This window comes from Arthrobacter glycogeni, from assembly GCF_054511155.1.
Window position 1 is genome coordinate 29,791 of the sequence record NZ_JBTNDE010000019.1, and the last position, 17,292, is coordinate 47,082.

12 protein-coding genes and 1 pseudogene are annotated in these 17,292 nt (G+C 60.5%); all 13 read right to left on the reverse strand.

All coding sequences use genetic code 11. The features are described 5' to 3' along the window. Positions 1-18 precede the first annotated feature (18 nt). The 13 genes and pseudogenes from rplW to ACX80O_RS13145 all read right to left on the reverse strand — a co-directional run bounded on the left by rplW (position 19) and on the right by ACX80O_RS13145 (position 17,285). Positions 19-324 (reverse strand): 50S ribosomal protein L23, encoded by a 306-nt coding sequence (rplW, locus tag ACX80O_RS13085; RefSeq protein ID WP_196840168.1) that lies wholly within the window; start codon positions 322-324, stop codon positions 19-21. Continuing rightward, positions 321-968 carry a 50S ribosomal protein L4 gene (gene rplD / locus ACX80O_RS13090; protein ID WP_459333704.1) on the reverse strand — a complete coding sequence of 216 codons (648 nt, stop codon included), beginning with the start codon at positions 966-968 and terminating at the stop codon, positions 321-323. Before rplD ends, rplW begins: the two co-directional genes overlap by 4 nt. A gap of 4 nt (positions 969-972) precedes the next feature. Next, complete coding sequence (gene rplC, locus ACX80O_RS13095; protein ID WP_459333705.1) at positions 973-1,629, reverse strand: 50S ribosomal protein L3; 657 nt, start codon at positions 1,627-1,629, stop codon at positions 973-975. 16 nt (positions 1,630-1,645) lie between these two features. Further along, on the reverse strand, positions 1,646-1,954 hold the full coding sequence (rpsJ, locus tag ACX80O_RS13100) for a 30S ribosomal protein S10 (RefSeq protein WP_003803825.1): 309 nt from the start codon (positions 1,952-1,954) through the stop codon (positions 1,646-1,648). A gap of 700 nt (positions 1,955-2,654) precedes the next feature. After that, positions 2,655-3,053: a PDDEXK family nuclease gene (locus ACX80O_RS13105; RefSeq protein WP_459333723.1), complete on the reverse strand. Its 399-nt coding sequence runs from the start codon at positions 3,051-3,053 to the stop codon at positions 2,655-2,657. Positions 3,054-3,479: 426 nt separating this feature from the next. Beyond that, positions 3,480-3,605: pseudogene (locus ACX80O_RS13110) on the reverse strand (hypothetical protein); the annotation flags it as partial. 279 nt (positions 3,606-3,884) lie between these two features. Then, positions 3,885-5,075, reverse strand: coding sequence for an elongation factor Tu (gene tuf / locus ACX80O_RS13115; protein WP_459308910.1), 1,191 nt, complete (start codon positions 5,073-5,075; stop codon positions 3,885-3,887). A 150-nt stretch (positions 5,076-5,225) separates the two neighbouring features. Further along, entirely contained in the window at positions 5,226-7,340 is a 2,115-nt protein-coding gene (gene fusA / locus ACX80O_RS13120) for an elongation factor G (RefSeq protein WP_459308912.1), read from the reverse strand. 42 nt (positions 7,341-7,382) lie between these two features. Continuing rightward, entirely contained in the window at positions 7,383-7,853 is a 471-nt protein-coding gene (gene rpsG, locus ACX80O_RS13125; RefSeq protein WP_019481489.1) for a 30S ribosomal protein S7, read from the reverse strand. Continuing rightward, on the reverse strand, positions 7,853-8,227 hold the full coding sequence (gene rpsL, locus ACX80O_RS13130) for a 30S ribosomal protein S12 (protein ID WP_019481488.1): 375 nt from the start codon (positions 8,225-8,227) through the stop codon (positions 7,853-7,855). The genes rpsG and rpsL overlap by 1 nt, the downstream gene beginning before the upstream one ends. Positions 8,228-8,553: 326 nt before the next feature. Beyond that, positions 8,554-12,444: a DNA-directed RNA polymerase subunit beta' gene (locus tag ACX80O_RS13135; RefSeq protein ID WP_459308914.1), complete on the reverse strand. Its 3,891-nt coding sequence runs from the start codon at positions 12,442-12,444 to the stop codon at positions 8,554-8,556. A gap of 219 nt (positions 12,445-12,663) precedes the next feature. Beyond that, entirely contained in the window at positions 12,664-16,173 is a 3,510-nt protein-coding gene (gene rpoB / locus ACX80O_RS13140; protein ID WP_459333706.1) for a DNA-directed RNA polymerase subunit beta, read from the reverse strand. A 263-nt stretch (positions 16,174-16,436) separates the two neighbouring features. Continuing rightward, positions 16,437-17,285 carry a prenyltransferase gene (locus ACX80O_RS13145; protein WP_459308951.1) on the reverse strand — a complete coding sequence of 283 codons (849 nt, stop codon included), beginning with the start codon at positions 17,283-17,285 and terminating at the stop codon, positions 16,437-16,439. Between the last annotated feature and the right edge of the window lie 7 nt (positions 17,286-17,292).

Sequence of the window (17,292 nt, forward strand, 5' to 3'; positions counted from 1 at the left end):
GTTAAAGTGGTCTCCGCCCTAAGAGAGCGGACCGCCGAAGATGTCGATCGTTCCTTCTTTGAGGGTCACGATGGCACGCTTGGTAGCCTTCCGCTGACCCCAGCCGAAGCGGGTGCGCTTGCGCTTGCCCGAACGATTGAGAGTGTTGATCGAGTCGACCTTGACGGAGAAAATCTTCTCCACGGCCAGCTTGATCTCTGTCTTGTTTGAGCGCGGGTCGACCAGGAAGGTGTACTTACCTTCGTCAATCAGGCCATAGCTCTTTTCCGAAACGACCGGCGCAAGGACGACGTCGCGGGGATCTTTGGAGATGGTCGCGCTCACTTGGCGTCCTCCGTAGCTGTTGTGCTCTCGTCAGCATCTACGGTCGTGTCGGTTGAACCGACGAACGTATCGTAAGCGGCCTTCGTGAAGATCACGTCGTCGGAAACCAGCACGTCATAGGTGTTGAGCTGGTCAACGTAGAGGACGTGTACTTCCGGGACGTTCCGCACGGACAGAGCCGTGAGATCGTTGGCGCGCTCAATAACGATGAGCAGGTGTGGACGCTCCGAGATGCTGCGAAGCGCGTCGATTGCGCCCTTGGTGGACGGCTTGTCGCCGGATACCAGGGACTCGAGGACGTGGATACGGCCGTTGCGCGCGCGGTCGGAGAGGGCACCGCGCAAAGCGGCAGCCTTCATCTTCTTGGGGGTGCGCTGGCTGTAGTCGCGTGGGGTGGGTCCATGGACGACGCCGCCACCGGTCATGTGAGGAGCACGGATCGAACCCTGACGGGCGCGACCTGTTCCCTTCTGCTTGAACGGCTTGCGGCCTGCTCCGGATACCTCTGCACGGGTCTTCGTCTTGTGCGTACCCTGGCGGGCCGCTGCAAGCTGTGCGACGACGACCTGGTGCAGCAAGGGCACGTTGGTCTGCGTGTCGAAGATCTCTGCGGGGAGATCGACCTTTACTGTGTTGACAGCCATCTGACTATGCTCCCTTCACGGCGGTACGTACGAGGACGACCTGGCCGCGGGCGCCGGGGACGGCACCCTTGATCAGCAGCAGCGACTTCTCGGCATCCACACCGTGAACCGTGAGATTCAGAGTGGTCTGACGAACGGCACCCATACGGCCTGCCATTTTCATACCCTTGAAGACGCGGCTAGGGGTGGACGCGCCACCGATCGAGCCAGGCTTGCGGTGGTTCTTGTGGGCACCGTGAGATGCGCCAACGCCGTGGAAGCCGTGACGCTTCATGACACCGGCAAAGCCCTTACCCTTGGTGGTCCCGATGACGTCGACCTTCTGGCCGGCTTCGAAGATCTCGACAGAGAGCTCCTGGCCCAGCGAGTAGGTGTCAGCATCGGAGGTACGCAGCTCCACTACGTGGCGGCGCGGCGTGACGCCGGCCTTTTCGAAGTGACCGGCCAGAGGCTTGGTCACCTTGCGGGGGTCGATCTGGCCGAAGCCGATCTGGACGGCAGTGTAGCCATCCTGGCCCGCTGAGCGGAGCTGGGTAATGACATTGGAGTCGGCCTGGACGACGGTAACCGGCACCAGCAGGTTGTTTTCGTCCCAGACCTGGGTCATGCCGAGCTTGGTGCCCAGGAGACCTTTGACCTGACGCGTAAGTGAAGTAGACATTATGATCCGCTCTCCCTTACAGCTTGATTTCGATGTTCACGTCCGCAGGCAGGTCGAGACGCATCAGCGAATCAACGGCCTTGGGCGTGGGGTCAATGATGTCGATCAGACGCTTGTGAGTACGCATTTCGAAGTGCTCGCGGCTGTCCTTGTACTTGTGCGGTGAGCGGATAACGCAATACACGTTCTTCTCCGTCGGCAGTGGCACTGGGCCAACGACCGTAGCGCCTGCGCGCGTCACCGTCTCAACGATCTTCCGTGCTGATACGTCAATGACCTCGTGGTCATACGACTTCAGCCGGATGCGGATTTTTTGTCCCGCCATGGCGTCTCGACTCTCTCTCTCAAGAATTCTTGAATATCTGTCAGTTCCTGCACGTGCTGCGCCTGTTGCATTGGCGCTCCTCCCACAAACTGAATCCGGAGGTTTCCGGGTTCCTCACCCTGTGGAGGTTCCGACCCCCGCGCTCGGGCGTGTCGCGGATTCTTCGCAAACTAATCCTCAGAATGCTTCCACGTTTCCAGCCGAGCTGAATTTGGGGGTGGCTATATTTGGGCTAACCGCCCGGTGAACACCGACCCTGCATCAGGCATTATCCTGACCGGGACAGTATCTCAAACCGCGCGCACAAGCGCTTGAACAACTTGTCCAGTTTGCCAGATATCAGGGCAGAAGGCGAATCAGGGTTCCGACACGCCCCGAGCGGGTGAACTTTGCTCGCGGCCTGTCTCGGGACCGCCTTCCCAGAAGAGTGGCACACCCGCAGGATCGTGGTCGCGCAACCACTCCCCTGCACCTCCACCACTCTCCTGAACCTACTGTGTCTTCCCCAATTTCGGTGCCTCCCCCCACATTCCAGCGAGCGGGCCAGCGCCGGGGCCCTGCGACTGGGCCCTCGCCGGCTGGCTACTTCCGCACCTCTTTCCAGCGGGCGGGCTCCGAAACGGCAAACGCGGCACATATAGTAGAGGCGTTTGCCGATTTCTGCTGCGTTAGTCGGATTCAGCAGCGCTGGCCGCGGGACCTACGGCCTCCCCTTGACCGGAGGACCGGCTTTCAACCCCTTGGCGACAAGCAAAGAGAGCAGCCGCTCCGGCTTGTAGACGTCCTCCCAGATCCAACGCACCACCGTGAATCCCAGCGCCCGCAAACGATCCTCGCGGATCTTCTCGTCGACCACCACCTGGCTGGCACTACGGCCACCCATGTACTCGGGCTTCTGGTACTTCACCAGGCCGTCAAACTCGCCGATCAGTCTCTGCTCCCGCCAATAGAAGTCGGTCTGGGCGACGAAGCCACGTGCATCGGTGAACCTTGTCTGAAGCTCCGGCGGCTCTACACCCCATAGCCCCATCTGGGCCCGGCTGGCGGATTCACCCGGCGAGCCCGATACCGGATCGCTAAAGGCCAGCACCTTGTCCATTCGTTTTCGCGATGCCGCCGACCCAAAACATTCTGTGGCTGTTCGAAGCCGGGCTGCATCAGTTCTGTTTCGCCGGAGTGAATCATCCAGCGCGACGACGGCGCTGGCAAAAGTCGACTCGGTGGCCAGAGCTAGAAGCGTGTAGTCCAAGGAAGTCACACGCAGACCATCCAGCCGTACCTTGGCCGGCGTATAACCTTCAGTGAAATGACGCCGAATGTCCTTCCGTGACCTGTCGGACCGCCGACCCTCCTGTTGTGTGTGCACACGCAGAGGGACACCCAGGATCGGAATTGAGTGCAGCACGGCTGCGCTCTCATGGGAAAAAAGAGGGGACCGCTGGGCGCTGAGGTTGACTGCCAGAACCAGGACCCGGTATCGATCCCAGCGATTCAGGACCTGCCACTGTCCCGCGTTGATGTAGACACCCTGCCTCACCCGCACCAGAGTTCCGGCACGGCACTGCCGCTGCAGTGCAGTCGGGTCGACGCCTTGAAGCGCCAATTCAGCCGAAGTCCTCAAGTGGTGCCGCAGTTCCAATAGTCGACTCATACCCCCGAGTCTCGCGGTTCGGCACCAGGCCGGGAGCCGACGTCGTCGTTATGTTGACAACATTCCCCGCCAGGGGCCCCAGCGCTCGGCTCCCGCTGCCGAAAACCTCCCGCGCAGTACTATTCGGCAAACGCAGCAGTTATAGGTGGGGCGTCTTCAGGTTTCGGGGGCGTTTGCCCAAATGTGCTGCGCCAACGCATAGGTACCCCTGGAAACCCGGGCAAAGGAAAGGCCCCACTGCGACTGCAACGGGGCCTTTCCTCAGTGACTCGTGAAGAGTTACTTGATGATCTTGGTAACGCGTCCTGAGCCTACGGTCCGGCCGCCTTCACGGATAGCGAAGCCGAGGCCCTCTTCCATAGCGATCGGCTGGATGAGCGCAACGGTCATCTCAGTGTTATCGCCAGGCATAACCATCTCAGTACCCTCGGGAAGGGTGATGACACCGGTTACGTCAGTTGTACGGAAGTAGAACTGAGGACGGTAGTTGGAGTAGAACGGGTTGTGACGCCCGCCCTCATCCTTTGCCAGGATGTAGACGTTGGCATCGAAATCGGTGTGCGGGGTGATTGAACCCGGCTTGACGATAACCTGTCCACGCTCTACATCTTCGCGCTTGATTCCGCGGAGCAGGAGACCACAGTTCTCGCCCGCCCATGCTTCGTCGAGCTGCTTGTGGAACATCTCGATACCGGTGACGGTGGTCTTCTGGATCGGACGGATACCGACAATCTCGATTTCCGAGTTGATCTTCAGGGTTCCGCGCTCGGCGCGGCCCGTGACAACCGTGCCACGGCCGGTGATGGTGAAGACGTCTTCAACAGGCATCAGGAACGGCTTGTCCTTATCGCGGATTGGATCCGGGACGCTGTTGTCGACTGCATCCATCAGTTCCTCAACGGACTTGACCCATTCGGGGTCGCCTTCGAGCGCCTTCAGGCCGGAGACGCGCACCACTGGTGCCTCGTCGCCGTCGAAGCCCTGCGCGCTGAGCAGCTCGCGGACCTCCATCTCGACGAGGTCAAGCAGTTCCTCGTCGTCGACCATGTCGGACTTGTTCAGCGCCACCAGCAGGTAGGGGACGCCAACCTGGCGGGCAAGCAGAACGTGCTCGCGGGTCTGTGCCATCGGGCCATCGGTCGCAGCAACCACGAGGATTGCTCCGTCCATCTGCGCAGCACCGGTGATCATGTTCTTGATGTAGTCAGCGTGGCCGGGAGCGTCTACGTGTGCGTAGTGACGCTTCTCGGTCTGGTACTCAACATGCGAGATATTGATGGTGATGCCGCGCTGCTTCTCCTCGGGAGCCGAGTCGATGGACGCGAAGTCGCGTGCCTCGTTGAGAGTGGGGTACTTGTCGTAAAGTACCTTCGAAATGGCAGCCGTCAACGTCGTCTTTCCATGGTCAACGTGACCGATGGTGCCGATGTTAACGTGCGGCTTAGTCCGCTCGAACTTTGCCTTCGCCACGGGTTCCTCCTAGAACGTTTGAGAAGATTTGCTTCCCAGCCGCGCTCTTCGCGGCTGAAACTGTTGCAAGTCTACTGGGGGCTTCTACTTTGATGAAATTACTGCATGCCGCCGGAGCCGGGTGGCTCCGTTGGCGGATCTACGTGTGGGCTATTCGCCGCGAGTCTTCTGGATGATTTCGTCGGCTACAGCCTTCGGAACCTCCGAGTAGCTGTCAAACTTCATCGAGTACACGGCACGTCCCTGGGTCTTCGACCGCAGGTCACCGATGTATCCGAACATGCCCGACAGTGGAACCATGGCCTTGATGACCTTGACACCACTTGCGTCCTCCATGGACTGCATCTGGCCACGACGGGAGTTGAGGTCACCGATTACTTCACCCATGTATTCCTCAGGGGTGCGGACTTCAACTTCCATCAATGGTTCGAGGAGGACAGGATTAGCCATCCGCGCGGCTTCCTTGAATGCCATCCGGCCGGCAATCTTGAACGCCATTTCGGATGAGTCAACATCGTGGTAGGCGCCGTCGAGCAGCATAGCCTTGATGCCGACTACCGGGTAACCGGCAAGCACGCCATCGTTGAGGGCATCCTGGATGCCCGCATCGACACTCGGAATGTATTCGCGCGGGATACGTCCACCGGTGACTTTGTTGTCGAACGTGTACAGTACCCCGTCTTCAACTTCCATCGGCTCAATGGCGATCTGGATCTTCGCGAACTGACCCGATCCACCCGTCTGCTTCTTGTGGGTGTAATCGTGCTTGGGAACTGCGCGCTTGATCGTTTCACGGTAGGCAACCTGGGGCTTGCCCACGTTTGCCTCCACACGAAACTCACGGCGCATCCGGTCCACCAGAATGTCCAGGTGGAGCTCGCCCATGCCAGCGATGATGGTCTGACCGGTGTCCACGTTGAGGGAGACCTGGAAAGTCGGGTCCTCAGCGGAGAGCTTTTGGATAGCCGTTGAAAGCTTCTCCTGGTCACCCTTGGTCTTGGGTTCAATCGCGACCGAAATCACTGGGTCAGGAAAACTCATCGACTCGAGAACAATCTGTTTGGCACTATCCGACAATGTATCGCCGGTAGTAGTGTCCTTCAGACCGATCGCTGCGTAGATGTGACCCGCAAGGGCCTCCTCCACCGGGATTTCCTTGTTGGCGTGCATCTGGAACAGCTTGCCGATGCGCTCCTTCTTGTTCTTCGTGGAGTTGGTCACCTGCGTTCCAGCGGAAATCTGGCCGGAGTACACCCGAATGAATGTCAGTTGCCCGAAGAATGGGTGAGTCGCCACCTTGAACGCCAGAGCGGAAAACGGCTCTTCGGTGCTCGGCTTGCGAGTCAACTCGATTTCCTCGTCCCGGGGATCGTGACCGATCATCGGGGGAACATCCAGTGGGTTCGGGAGGTAGTCGACGACGGCGTCAAGCATCGGCTGGACGCCGCGGTTCTTGAACGCCGAGCCACAGAGCACAGGATAGATTTCCGAAGCAATGGTCAGCTTACGGATTCCAGCCTTGATCTCCGCAGTGGAGGGCTCTTCGCCGGCAAGGTACTTCTCCATGAGCTCGTCGTCGGCTTCAGCAACGGCTTCGAGCAGGCGTGCCCGGTAGTCGTTTGCCTTCTCCACGAGGTCGGCAGGGATCTCTTCGATCTCATACTTGGCACCCATGGTGACGTCACCCTTGGAGTCGCCGCGCCAGGTCAGCGCACGCATCTCGACCAGGTCGACGACGCCCTCAAAGTCGTTCTCCGCACCGATAGGCAACTGGATAACCAGCGGCTTGGCGCCGAGACGGCTGATGATGGTATCGACGGTGAAGTAGAAGTCGGCGCCCAGCTTGTCCATCTTGTTGACGAAGCAGATGCGGGGAACTTCATACTTGTCGGCCTGGCGCCAGACGGTCTCGGACTGCGGTTCTACGCCTTCCTTGCCATCGAACACCGCTACTGCACCGTCGAGGACGCGCAGTGAGCGCTCGACCTCCACGGTGAAGTCGACGTGGCCGGGGGTGTCGATGATGTTGATCTGGTTGTTGTTCCAGAAGCAAGTCACAGCGGCACTCGTGATGGTGATGCCGCGTTCCTTTTCCTGCTCCATCCAGTCGGTCGTGGAGGCGCCGTCGTGCGTCTCACCGATCTTGTGATTGACACCCGTGTAGAACAGGATGCGCTCGGTAGTAGTGGTCTTGCCAGCATCGATGTGGGCCATGATGCCGATATTGCGGACCTTGTTGAGGTCGGTAAGCACGTCCTGTGCCACGGTGTCTCCCTAAATCTTGGGTTCGTAGAAGTCGGAGTCTGGTTACCAGCGGTAGTGTGCGAAGGCCTTGTTGGACTCAGCCATCTTGTGCGTGTCTTCGCGGCGCTTCACAGCCGCACCAAGACCGTTGGACGCATCCAAGATCTCGTTCATGAGACGCTCAGTCATGGTCTTCTCGCGGCGAGCCTTCGAGTAACCAACGAGCCACCGCAGGGCCAGGGCCATGGAGCGGCCCGGCTTGACCTCGACGGGCACCTGGTAGGTTGCGCCGCCGACTCGGCGGGAGCGAACCTCGAGGGAAGGCTTGACGTTGTCCATAGCCTTCTTGAGCGCTGCGACAGGATCGCCGCCACTCTTGGCACGGGCACCCTCAAGAGCTCCGTAGACGATGCGTTCTGCTGTGGACTTCTTGCCGTCAACGAGCACCTTGTTGATCAGCTGAGTGACCAGAGGGGAACCGTAGACGGGATCTACAACTAGCGGCCGCTTAGGGGCCGGGCCCTTACGTGGCATTACTTCTTCTCCATCTTCGCGCCGTAGCGGCTACGAGCCTGCTTGCGGTTCTTGACACCCTGGGTATCAAGCGCACCACGGACGATCTTGTAACGGACACCGGGCAGATCCTTCACACGACCGCCGCGCACCAGCACGATGGAGTGTTCCTGAAGGTTGTGACCGACACCTGGGATGTAAGCGGTAACTTCGATGCCGCCGTTGAGGCGCACGCGGGCAACCTTACGGAGCGCCGAGTTCGGCTTCTTGGGGGTAGTAGTGTAGACGCGGGTGCAAACGCCGCGCTTCATGGGGCTGCCCTTCAATGCGGGCGCCTTGGTCTTGACGACCTTAGGTGTCCGGCCCTTGCGGACCAGCTGGTTGATAGTAGGCACTTCTGCGTTCTCCGTAATGTCTAGAGATATTGACTGTCGTTTGCGCCGAACCTACATTTGTAAGCCGTCGCGACTTGACCGTAGGCGTGCGAAAATGTGGCATTCGTTGTACAAGTTCCCTACAACGCGGAGATACGCCCGCTAGGGCGCCGATCCTCTGCCACACAAACAATTACCCACTACCTTACCAGACATCGGTTGGCGACCCCGACGCGCTCTATAAACCCCTTGCACTACCGGCCCCTCCCCCGATTAAAGCAGCGGGCCCCGCCCACCCGAGGGTGTGCGGGGCCCGCTTTGTCAGTGCTGCTTAGCGAGTGTTTCGCTTAGCGGAACTCGGAACCCATGTCGTAGTCGTCCAGTGGGATGGCGTGGAACTCTGGTGCCATCGAACCTTCAACTCCGGCGTAATCGAAGTCACTGAAGGCGCTAGGACCAGAGAACAGGTTGGCCTTCGCTTCCTCAGTCGGCTCAACGGTGATCTTCGTGTAACGATCCAGGCCGGTGCCGGCCGGGATCAGCTTACCGATGATCACGTTCTCCTTCAGACCCAGCAGAGGATCGCTCTTGCCTTCCATGGCGGCCTGCGTGAGAACACGCGTGGTCTCCTGGAACGATGCGGCTGACAGCCACGACTCGGTGGCAAGCGAGGCCTTGGTGATACCCATGAGCTCGGGACGGCCTGACGCCGGCTTCTTGCCCTCGGATACCACGCGACGGTTCTCGTCCTCGAAGCGACGGCGTTCGGCCAGCTCTCCAGGAAGAAGGGTCGACTCGCCTGATTCGATCACCGTGACGCGGCGAAGCATCTGGCGAACGATAACCTCGACGTGCTTGTCGTGGATACCCACACCCTGGCTGCGGTACACGGTCTGTACCTCATCGACCAGGAATTCCTGGGCCTTACGGGGGCCCAGGATCCGGAGGATCTGCTTCGGGTCGACAGCACCGAATACCAGCTGCTGTCCCACCTCAACATGCTCGCCGTCGGTGACCAGCAGGCGTGCACGCCGCAGGACCGGGTAGGCAATTTCTTCGGAGCCGTCGTCGGGCGTGACAACCAGCCGGAGCTGCTTCTCGCCGTCCTCGATGTTGACCCGTCCCGCGACCTCGGAGATCGGAGCGACACCCTTGGGGGTACGCGCTTCGAAGAGCTCTTGGATACGGGGCAGACCCTGGGTGATGTCTTCCGCCGACGCGATACCACCGGTGTGGAACGTACGCATGGTCAGCTGCGTGCCCGGCTCACCGATCGACTGTGCGGCAATGATGCCAACTGCCTCACCAATGTCGACGGTCTTGCCGGTAGCCAACGAGCGGCCGTAGCAGAGGGCACAGGTGCCGACGCTCGACTCGCAGGTCAGCACGGAGCGCACCTTGATGTCGGTAACACCAGCAGCGAACAGTTCGCCGATGAGAACGTCGCCGACGTCGGACCCGGCCGGAGCCAAAACCTTGCCCTTGGAGTCGAGTACCTCGGCGGCCAGGGTCCGTGCATAGGCGGAGTTCTCGACCTCCTCGTGCAGGACCAGCTCGCCATCACTGTTCGGCACTGCGATGGTGACGTTCAGCCCACGCTCGGTACCGCAATCGTCCTCACGGACAATGACGTCCTGCGAGACGTCCACCAGGCGTCGGGTCAGGTAACCCGAGTTGGCGGTCCGCAGCGCAGTATCAGCGAGACCCTTACGGGCACCGTGCGTTGCGATGAAGTACTCCAACACCGACAGGCCTTCACGGTACGAGGACTTGATCGGACGAGGGATGATCTCACCCTTGGGGTTCGCCACCAGACCACGGATACCCGCAATCTGACGAACCTGCAGCCAGTTACCACGAGCACCGGAGGACACCATGCGATTGATGGTGTTGTCCTTCGGCATGGCACCGCGCATGGACTCGGCTACCTCGTTGGTGGCCTTATTCCAGATGTCAATCAGTTCCTGGCGGCGTTCCTCATCAGCGATCAGGCCCTTGTCGAACTGGGACTGAACCTTCGCGGCCTGCTTTTCGTAGACCTCCATGATGCCGGCCTTGTTGATCGGCGCGGAGATGTCGGAGATTGCGACTGTGACACCGGAGCGGGTTGCCCAGTAGAAACCGGCGTCCTTCAGGTTATCCAGCGTTGCCGCTGTAACGACCTTCGGGTACCGCTCGGCGAGATCGTTGACGATGGTGGACAGCTGTCCCTTGTCGGCAACCTTCTCTACCCAGGGGTAGTCAGCGGGCAGGGTGTCGTTGAACAGCACCTGTCCGAGCGAGGTTTCGATCAGCGCAGGGGTCCCTTCGACCCAGCCTTCCGGTGCAGCCACGTCCGCGCTGGGCACGAAGTGTGGAATACGGATCCGGACCACCGAGTTCAGGTGCAGCACACCCATGTCGAAGGCCATGATGGCTTCGGCGGGGGTGGTGAACACGCGGCCTTCACCGGCTGAACCTTCACGCTTGGTGGTGAGGTGGTGCAGGCCGATGATCATATCCTGCGAGGGCAGGGTGACCGGACGGCCGTCCGAAGGCTTCAGGATGTTGTTCGAGGAGAGCATCAGGATGCGCGCCTCGGCCTGGGCCTCAGGGCTCAGCGGCAGGTGAACTGCCATCTGGTCGCCGTCGAAGTCGGCGTTGAAAGCGCCACAAACGAGCGGGTGAAGCTGAAGGGCCTTACCTTCGACCAGCTGCGGTTCGAACGCCTGGATACCCAACCGGTGCAGGGTAGGTGCGCGGTTCAGCAGCACTGGGTGCTCCGTGATGATCTCTTCGAGAACATCCCAGACCTGCGGGCGGTACCGCTCAACCATCCGCTTGGCGCTCTTGATGTTCTGCGCGTGGTTGAGATCAACCAGACGCTTCATCACGAACGGCTTGAACAGTTCCAGCGCCATCTGCTTGGGCAGACCACACTGGTGCAGTTTCAGCTGAGGTCCGACGACGATGACCGAACGCCCCGAGTAGTCGACACGCTTCCCCAGAAGGTTCTGGCGGAAACGACCCTGCTTGCCCTTGAGCATGTCAGAGAGCGACTTCAACGGACGGTTGCCCGGTCCGGTGACCGGACGGCCACGACGACCATTGTCGAAGAGAGAATCAACAGCTTCCTGGAGCATCCGCTTTTCGTTGTTGACGATGATCTCGGGCGCACCGAGATCGAGCAGGCGCTTCAGGCGGTTGTTGCGGTTGATCACACGACGGTACAGGTCGTTGAGGTCGGAGGTCGCGAAGCGGCCACCGTCCAGCTGGACCATGGGGCGCAGTTCCGGTGGGATCACGGGGACGGCGTCGAGCACCATGCCCAGGGGGCTGTTGGTGGTCGTCAGGAACGCGTTGACAACCTTCAAGCGCTTCAGGGCACGCGTCTTGCGCTGCCCCTTTCCGTTCTGGATGATGTCGCGGAGCAGCTCGGCCTCGGCGGGCATGTCGAAGTTCTCAAGACGCTTCTTGATCGCCTCGGCACCCATGGAGCCCTCAAAGTACAGTCCGTAGCGGTCGCGCAGCTCGCGGTACAGGCCTTCGTCGCCTTCAAGGTCAGCGACCTTCAGGCTCTTGAACCGGTCCCAGACCTGCTCGAAGCGCTCGATCTCGAGGTCAGCGCGCTTACGGACGTTGGCCATCTGGCGGTCGGCAGAGTCGCGAGCCTTCTTCTTCTCCGCGGCCTTCGCGCCTTCGCCCTCAAGCCGGGCAACCTCGTCTTCAAGGTCCTTGGCGATGGTGGCGATGTCCGAGTCGCGCTGGTCGATCATCTGCTTCTTCTCCAGGTCGTGCTCGGCCTGGAGATTCGGCAGTTCGGCGTGACGATTTTCTTCGTCGACGGCGGTGATCATGTAGGCAGCGAAGTAAATGACCTTTTCGAGGTCTTTCGGTGCCAGGTCAAGCAGGTAACCCAAGCGCGACGGAACACCCTTGAAGTACCAGATGTGGGTGACCGGGGCTGCAAGCTCAATGTGGCCCATGCGCTCACGGCGTACCTTGGCGCGGGTAACTTCAACGCCGCACCGCTCGCAAATGATGCCCTTGAAGCGCACGCGCTTGTACTTACCGCAGTAGCATTCCCAGTCGCGGGAAGGTCCGAAGATCTTCTCGCAGAAGAGGCCGTCCTTCTCAGGCTTGAGGGTACGGTAATTGATGGTTTCCGGCTTCTTGACCTCGCCAAAAGACCAACCACGGATTTCGTCCGCAGTGGCAAGGCCGATTCGCATGAGGCCGAAGGAGGATTCGCTGGACATATGGTCCCTGTTCTCTCTTTGTTCTCTAAATTCTTGAAGTCTTCATAAGGGGCGGGGAGGAGGTCCGACGGCCGCTGGCTGGGTGCGTTGGCAACCCAGCGAGCCCGCTGGTTCAGGGAGGTGCCCGGAGAAAGGCGGCTTTAATATTTCTAGGCCGCCCGCGGCCGACGAAATTTCGTTGCCGCCGTTCCGGGCACCGGACTGAACCGGACGTTCGAGCTAAACCTCTTCGACAGAACTCGGCTCGGCCCGTGACAGGTCGATGCCCAGTTCCTCCGCGGCCCGGAAGACTTCTTCATCCGAGTCACGCATCTCTATCGTGGTTCCGTCGGTGGAAAGTACTTCCACGTTCAGGCACAACGACTGCATTTCCTTGATCAGCACCTTGAAGGATTCGGGAACACCCGGTTCAGGGATGTTCTCGCCCTTCACGATCGCTTCGTAGACCTTGACGCGGCCGTGGATGTCATCCGACTTGATCGTCAGAAGTTCCTGCAGCGTGTAGGCGGCACCGTAGGCCTCGAGGGCCCAGACTTCCATTTCGCCGAAGCGCTGTCCGCCGAACTGTGCCTTACCACCCAATGGCTGCTGGGTGATCATGGAGTACGGTCCGGTGGAGCGTGCGTGGATCTTGTCGTCCACCAGGTGGTGAAGCTTCAGGATGTACATATAGCCGACCGAAATGGGGTCCGGGAACGGTTCGCCGGAGCGACCGTCAAAGAGCAACGCCTTGCCGGATTCGCCGATGAGGCGCTTACCGTCGCGGGTCTCCTTGGTGGACTTCATCAGACCAACAATTTCGTCCTCGGTCGCGCCGTCGAACACGGGGGTCGCCACAGTGGTCGAACCGCTTTCGCGGGGCAGGTTCGGGAGGTTCTTCAACCATTCCGGCTCGCCGTCGATCTTCCAGCCCTGCTTGGCCACCCAACCGAGGTGGACTTCCAGGACCTGGCCGACGTTCATTCGACCTGGCACGCCCAGCGGGTTGAGCACGATGTCAACAGGAGTTCCATCCTCCATGAACGGCATGTCCTCGATCGGAAGGATCTTGGAGATGACACCCTTGTTGCCGTGACGCCCTGCCAGCTTGTCGCCGTCGGTGATCTTGCGCTTCTGTGCAACGTAGACGCGGACCAGCTGGTTCACACCGGGGGGCAGCTCGTCGTCGTTGTCGCGATCGAAGATCCGTACGCCAATGACCGTTCCGGACTCGCCGTGGGGAACCTTCAGTGAGGTGTCACGGACCTCGCGGCTCTTTTCACCGAAGATGGCACGCAGCAGACGTTCCTCGGGGGTCAGTTCCGTTTCACCCTTGGGGGTGACACGGCCCACGAGGATGTCCCCGGCTTCTACCTCTGCACCGATGTGGATGATGCCACGCTCGTCCAGGGCTCCGAGGACTTCCTCGGAAACGTTGGGGATGTCCCGGGTGATTTCCTCGGCACCCAGCTTGGTGTCGCGGGCGTCAACCTCGTGTTCCTCGATGTGGATAGAGGTCAGGACGTCGTCCGAGACGATGCGCTGGGAGAGGATGATCGCGTCCTCGAAGTTATGGCCTTCCCAGGACATGAACGCAACAAGCATGTTCTTGCCCAGTGCGAGCTCACCCTGATCCGTGGACGGACCGTCAGCGATCATCGTGTTGTACTCGACCCGGTCGCCCTCAGACACCAGCACGCGCTGGTTGTAGGCGTTGCCCTGGTTGGACCGGGCGAACTTCATGATCGGGTAGTTGGTCTCGGTGCCGTCGTCGTTGAGGATACTGACCAGATCGGCCGAGACCTCCTTGACAACGCCAGCCTTGACAGCGGTGACTGCGTCACCGGCGTCCACCGCGGCGTTCTTCTCCATGCCGGTGCCCACGAGGGGGCGCTCGGAACGGAGCAGAGGAACAGCCTGACGCTGCATGTTCGCGCCCATCAGGGCACGGTTAGCATCATCGTGTTCGAGGAACGGGATCATGGCTGTGGCCACCGACACCATCTGGCGCGGGGAAACGTCCATGTACTCGACCTCAATGGCCTCGACCAGGACGGGCTCGCCCGAACCGCCTCGGGTACGCACCAGAACCGTTGGTTCGATGAAGTTGCCCTTGCCGTCGAGCGGTGCGTTCGCCTGTGCGATCAGGCGCTCCACCTCGTCGTCGGCGGTGAGGTAGTCGATTTGCTCCGTGACAATTCCGCCAACAACCTTGCGGTACGGGGTTTCGATGAAGCCGAACGTGTTGATGCGTCCGTAGGATGCCAGCGAACCGATCAGACCAATGTTCGGGCCTTCAGGGGTTTCGATTGGGCACATACGACCGTAATGAGACGGGTGAACGTCACGAACTTCCATGCCTGCACGGTCACGGGACAGACCGCCCGGGCCCAGCGCTGACAGGCGACGCTTGTGCGTCAGACCGGCCAGCGGGTTGTTCTGATCCATGAACTGCGACAGCTGGGACGTTCCGAAGAACTCCTTGATTGCTGCAACAACCGGACGGATGTTGATCAGGGTCTGAGGCGTGATGGCCTCAACGTCCTGGGTGGTCATCCGCTCGCGGACAACGCGCTCCATCCGGGACAGGCCCGTGCGGACCTGGTTCTCGATGAGCTCGCCGACCGCGCGGATGCGGCGGTTACCGAAGTGGTCAATGTCGTCGACCTCGACGCGCAGTTCGACGTCGCCGCCGTCGCGCTTGCCGGTGAGAGTCTTCTCATTGGCGTGCAGGGCCACCAGGAACTTGATCATCGCGACTATATCGTCGATGTTCAGGACCGAGGCGTCCTTATCGTCGAGGCTCTTGTCGATGCCCAACTTGCGGTTGATCTTGTAACGGCCGACCTTGGCCAGATCGTAGCGCTTGGGGTTGAAGTACAGGTTGTCGAGGAGGGTCTTGGCGGCCTCAACTGTAGGTGGCTCTCCCGGGCGAAGCTTCCGGTAGATATCCAGCAACGCATCTTCCTGCGTTTCGGTGGTGTCCTTCTCCATGGTGGCGCGGATGGAGTCGTAGTCGCCGAAGGTCTCAAGGATCTGGCCCTCGGTCCAGCCCAGCGCCTTCAGGAGCACGGTGACTGACTGCTTGCGCTTCCGGTCGAGGCGGACGCCGACCTGATCGCGCTTGTCGATTTCGAGTTCGAACCAGGCGCCGCGTGAGGGGATGATCTTCGCGCTGAAGATGTCCTTGTCACTGGTCTTGTCGGCGGTGCGCTCAAAGTAGGCACCCGGCGAACGGACCAGCTGGGACACAACGACACGCTCGGTGCCGTTGATCACAAACGTACCCTTCTCCGTCATCAACGGGAAGTCACCCATGAACACCGTCTGCTGCTTGATTTCGCCAGTGTTGTTGTTCATGAACTCGGCCTTGACATACAGGGGTGCCGCGTACGTCGCGTCGCGGTCCTTGCACTCAGCCATCGTGTACTTCGGATCAGCGAACTCCGGCTCCGAGAAGCTCAGGGACATGGTGCCCTGGAAATCCTCGATCGGGGAGATCTCTTCAAAGATGTCAGCGAGACCGGAGGTGGAGGCCACACCCTGCAGCTTCAACTCCAGTGCTTCCTGCACGCGCGCCTTCCAGCGCTCGTTTCCTACCAGCCAGTCGAAACTGTCGGTCTGGAGCGCGAGGAGGTTAGGAACATCCAGCGGTTCGTGAATCTTTGCGAATGAAAGCCGGGGTGCGACGCTGTCGGCGTCGACCTGGCTGGTAGCGGTTGCATTATTAGAGGTGCTCGAGGCGACCAAGAGGGATCCTTCCACAGACCTTCAGGCTTGTTCAGCTATATCCGCCCTCTTTGCACTGCCACCGCGTACTAACGCGGGGATTGTGTGTGCGAACCAGGAGTCTGCGGTCAAGACCAGAGATCGAAATCTCCAGTTAAATGACGAATGCAAGACAAAGCCCACCGCTATATGAAGGCCGAGGTTAAGAGGAAAGACGCAAATATCTACTGTACGCGAGAGCGCCCGCCGTGTCCAGCCGGGGTGTGGTATACGTTATCCGGCTGTCAGGCCCGCTGGGTCATCCAGATCAGAAGGATAGTCACCAGGAAGCCGGTGAGGAAGTTCAACCTGATAAAGCGCTTCCACCCCCGGTTGGCATGTTCGCACTTCTCGTCGCTGAGGTTCAGGAAGCGCGCAATGTTGAGCACATACGGCAGCGCAAGCAGTCCCCCGAGGGTTGCCGGCCACGGCGCGAGCAGCATCAGCACCCCGCTCACCAGGTAGACGACGACGGCGAACCTCACTACCGTGCGGGCTCCCAAAACCGTGGCAATGGAGGCGATACCGCCGTCGCGGTCGGCCTGGATGTCCTGGACGGCACCGAAGGCCTGGCTGGCGATCCCCCAGAGGAAGAAGGCGCCCAGCACGGCCCAGAGGGCGACGTCAAAGGTTGCGTCGGCGAGTACCAGCCCGAAAACTGCCGGGCTGACGAAGTGGGTGCTCGACGTGACCGAGTCGAGGAATGGCCGTTCCTTGAACCTCAGGCCCGGCGCGCTGTAGGCAACGACCGCGAACACACTGACCCCAAGCACCAGCGCCGAGAGGGGGTGCCCCAGCAGGAGCAACGCCACGAGGAACGGAACGTTGGTGAGCACAGCCGCCCACAGGGTGATGCGGTGGAATCTGCGGTCGAGGACTGCTCCCTCGATGCCGCCCTTGCGCGGGTTGCGGAGGTCCGACTCGTAATCGAAAACGTCGTTGATGCCGTACATGGCGAGGTTATAGGGAATCAGAAAGTAGAGAGTCCCGATCACCAGGGCCGCGTCAATCGTCCCGGTGGTGAGAAAGTAGGCAACTGCGAAGGGAAAGGCGGTGTTCACCCAGGACACGGGCCTGGAGGACACCAGCAGCATTCTCGCG

Excerpts from the sequence above, each read along its gene's own strand:
- ACX80O_RS13135 (WP_459308914.1), bottom strand. The coding sequence starts at position 12,444 with ATGTCCAGCGAATCCTCCTTCGGCCTCATGCGAATCGGCCTTGCCACT.
- rplD (WP_459333704.1), bottom strand. The coding sequence starts at position 968 with ATGGCTGTCAACACAGTAAAGGTCGATCTCCCCGCAGAGATCTTCGAC.
- rplC (WP_459333705.1), bottom strand. The coding sequence starts at position 1,629 with ATGTCTACTTCACTTACGCGTCAGGTCAAAGGTCTCCTGGGCACCAAG.
- rpsG (WP_019481489.1), bottom strand. The coding sequence starts at position 7,853 with ATGCCACGTAAGGGCCCGGCCCCTAAGCGGCCGCTAGTTGTAGATCCC.
- rpsJ (WP_003803825.1), bottom strand. The coding sequence starts at position 1,954 with ATGGCGGGACAAAAAATCCGCATCCGGCTGAAGTCGTATGACCACGAG.
- ACX80O_RS13145 (WP_459308951.1), bottom strand. The coding sequence starts at position 17,285 with ATGCTGCTGGTGTCCTCCAGGCCCGTGTCCTGGGTGAACACCGCCTTT.
- ACX80O_RS13105 (WP_459333723.1), bottom strand. The coding sequence starts at position 3,053 with ATGGACAAGGTGCTGGCCTTTAGCGATCCGGTATCGGGCTCGCCGGGT.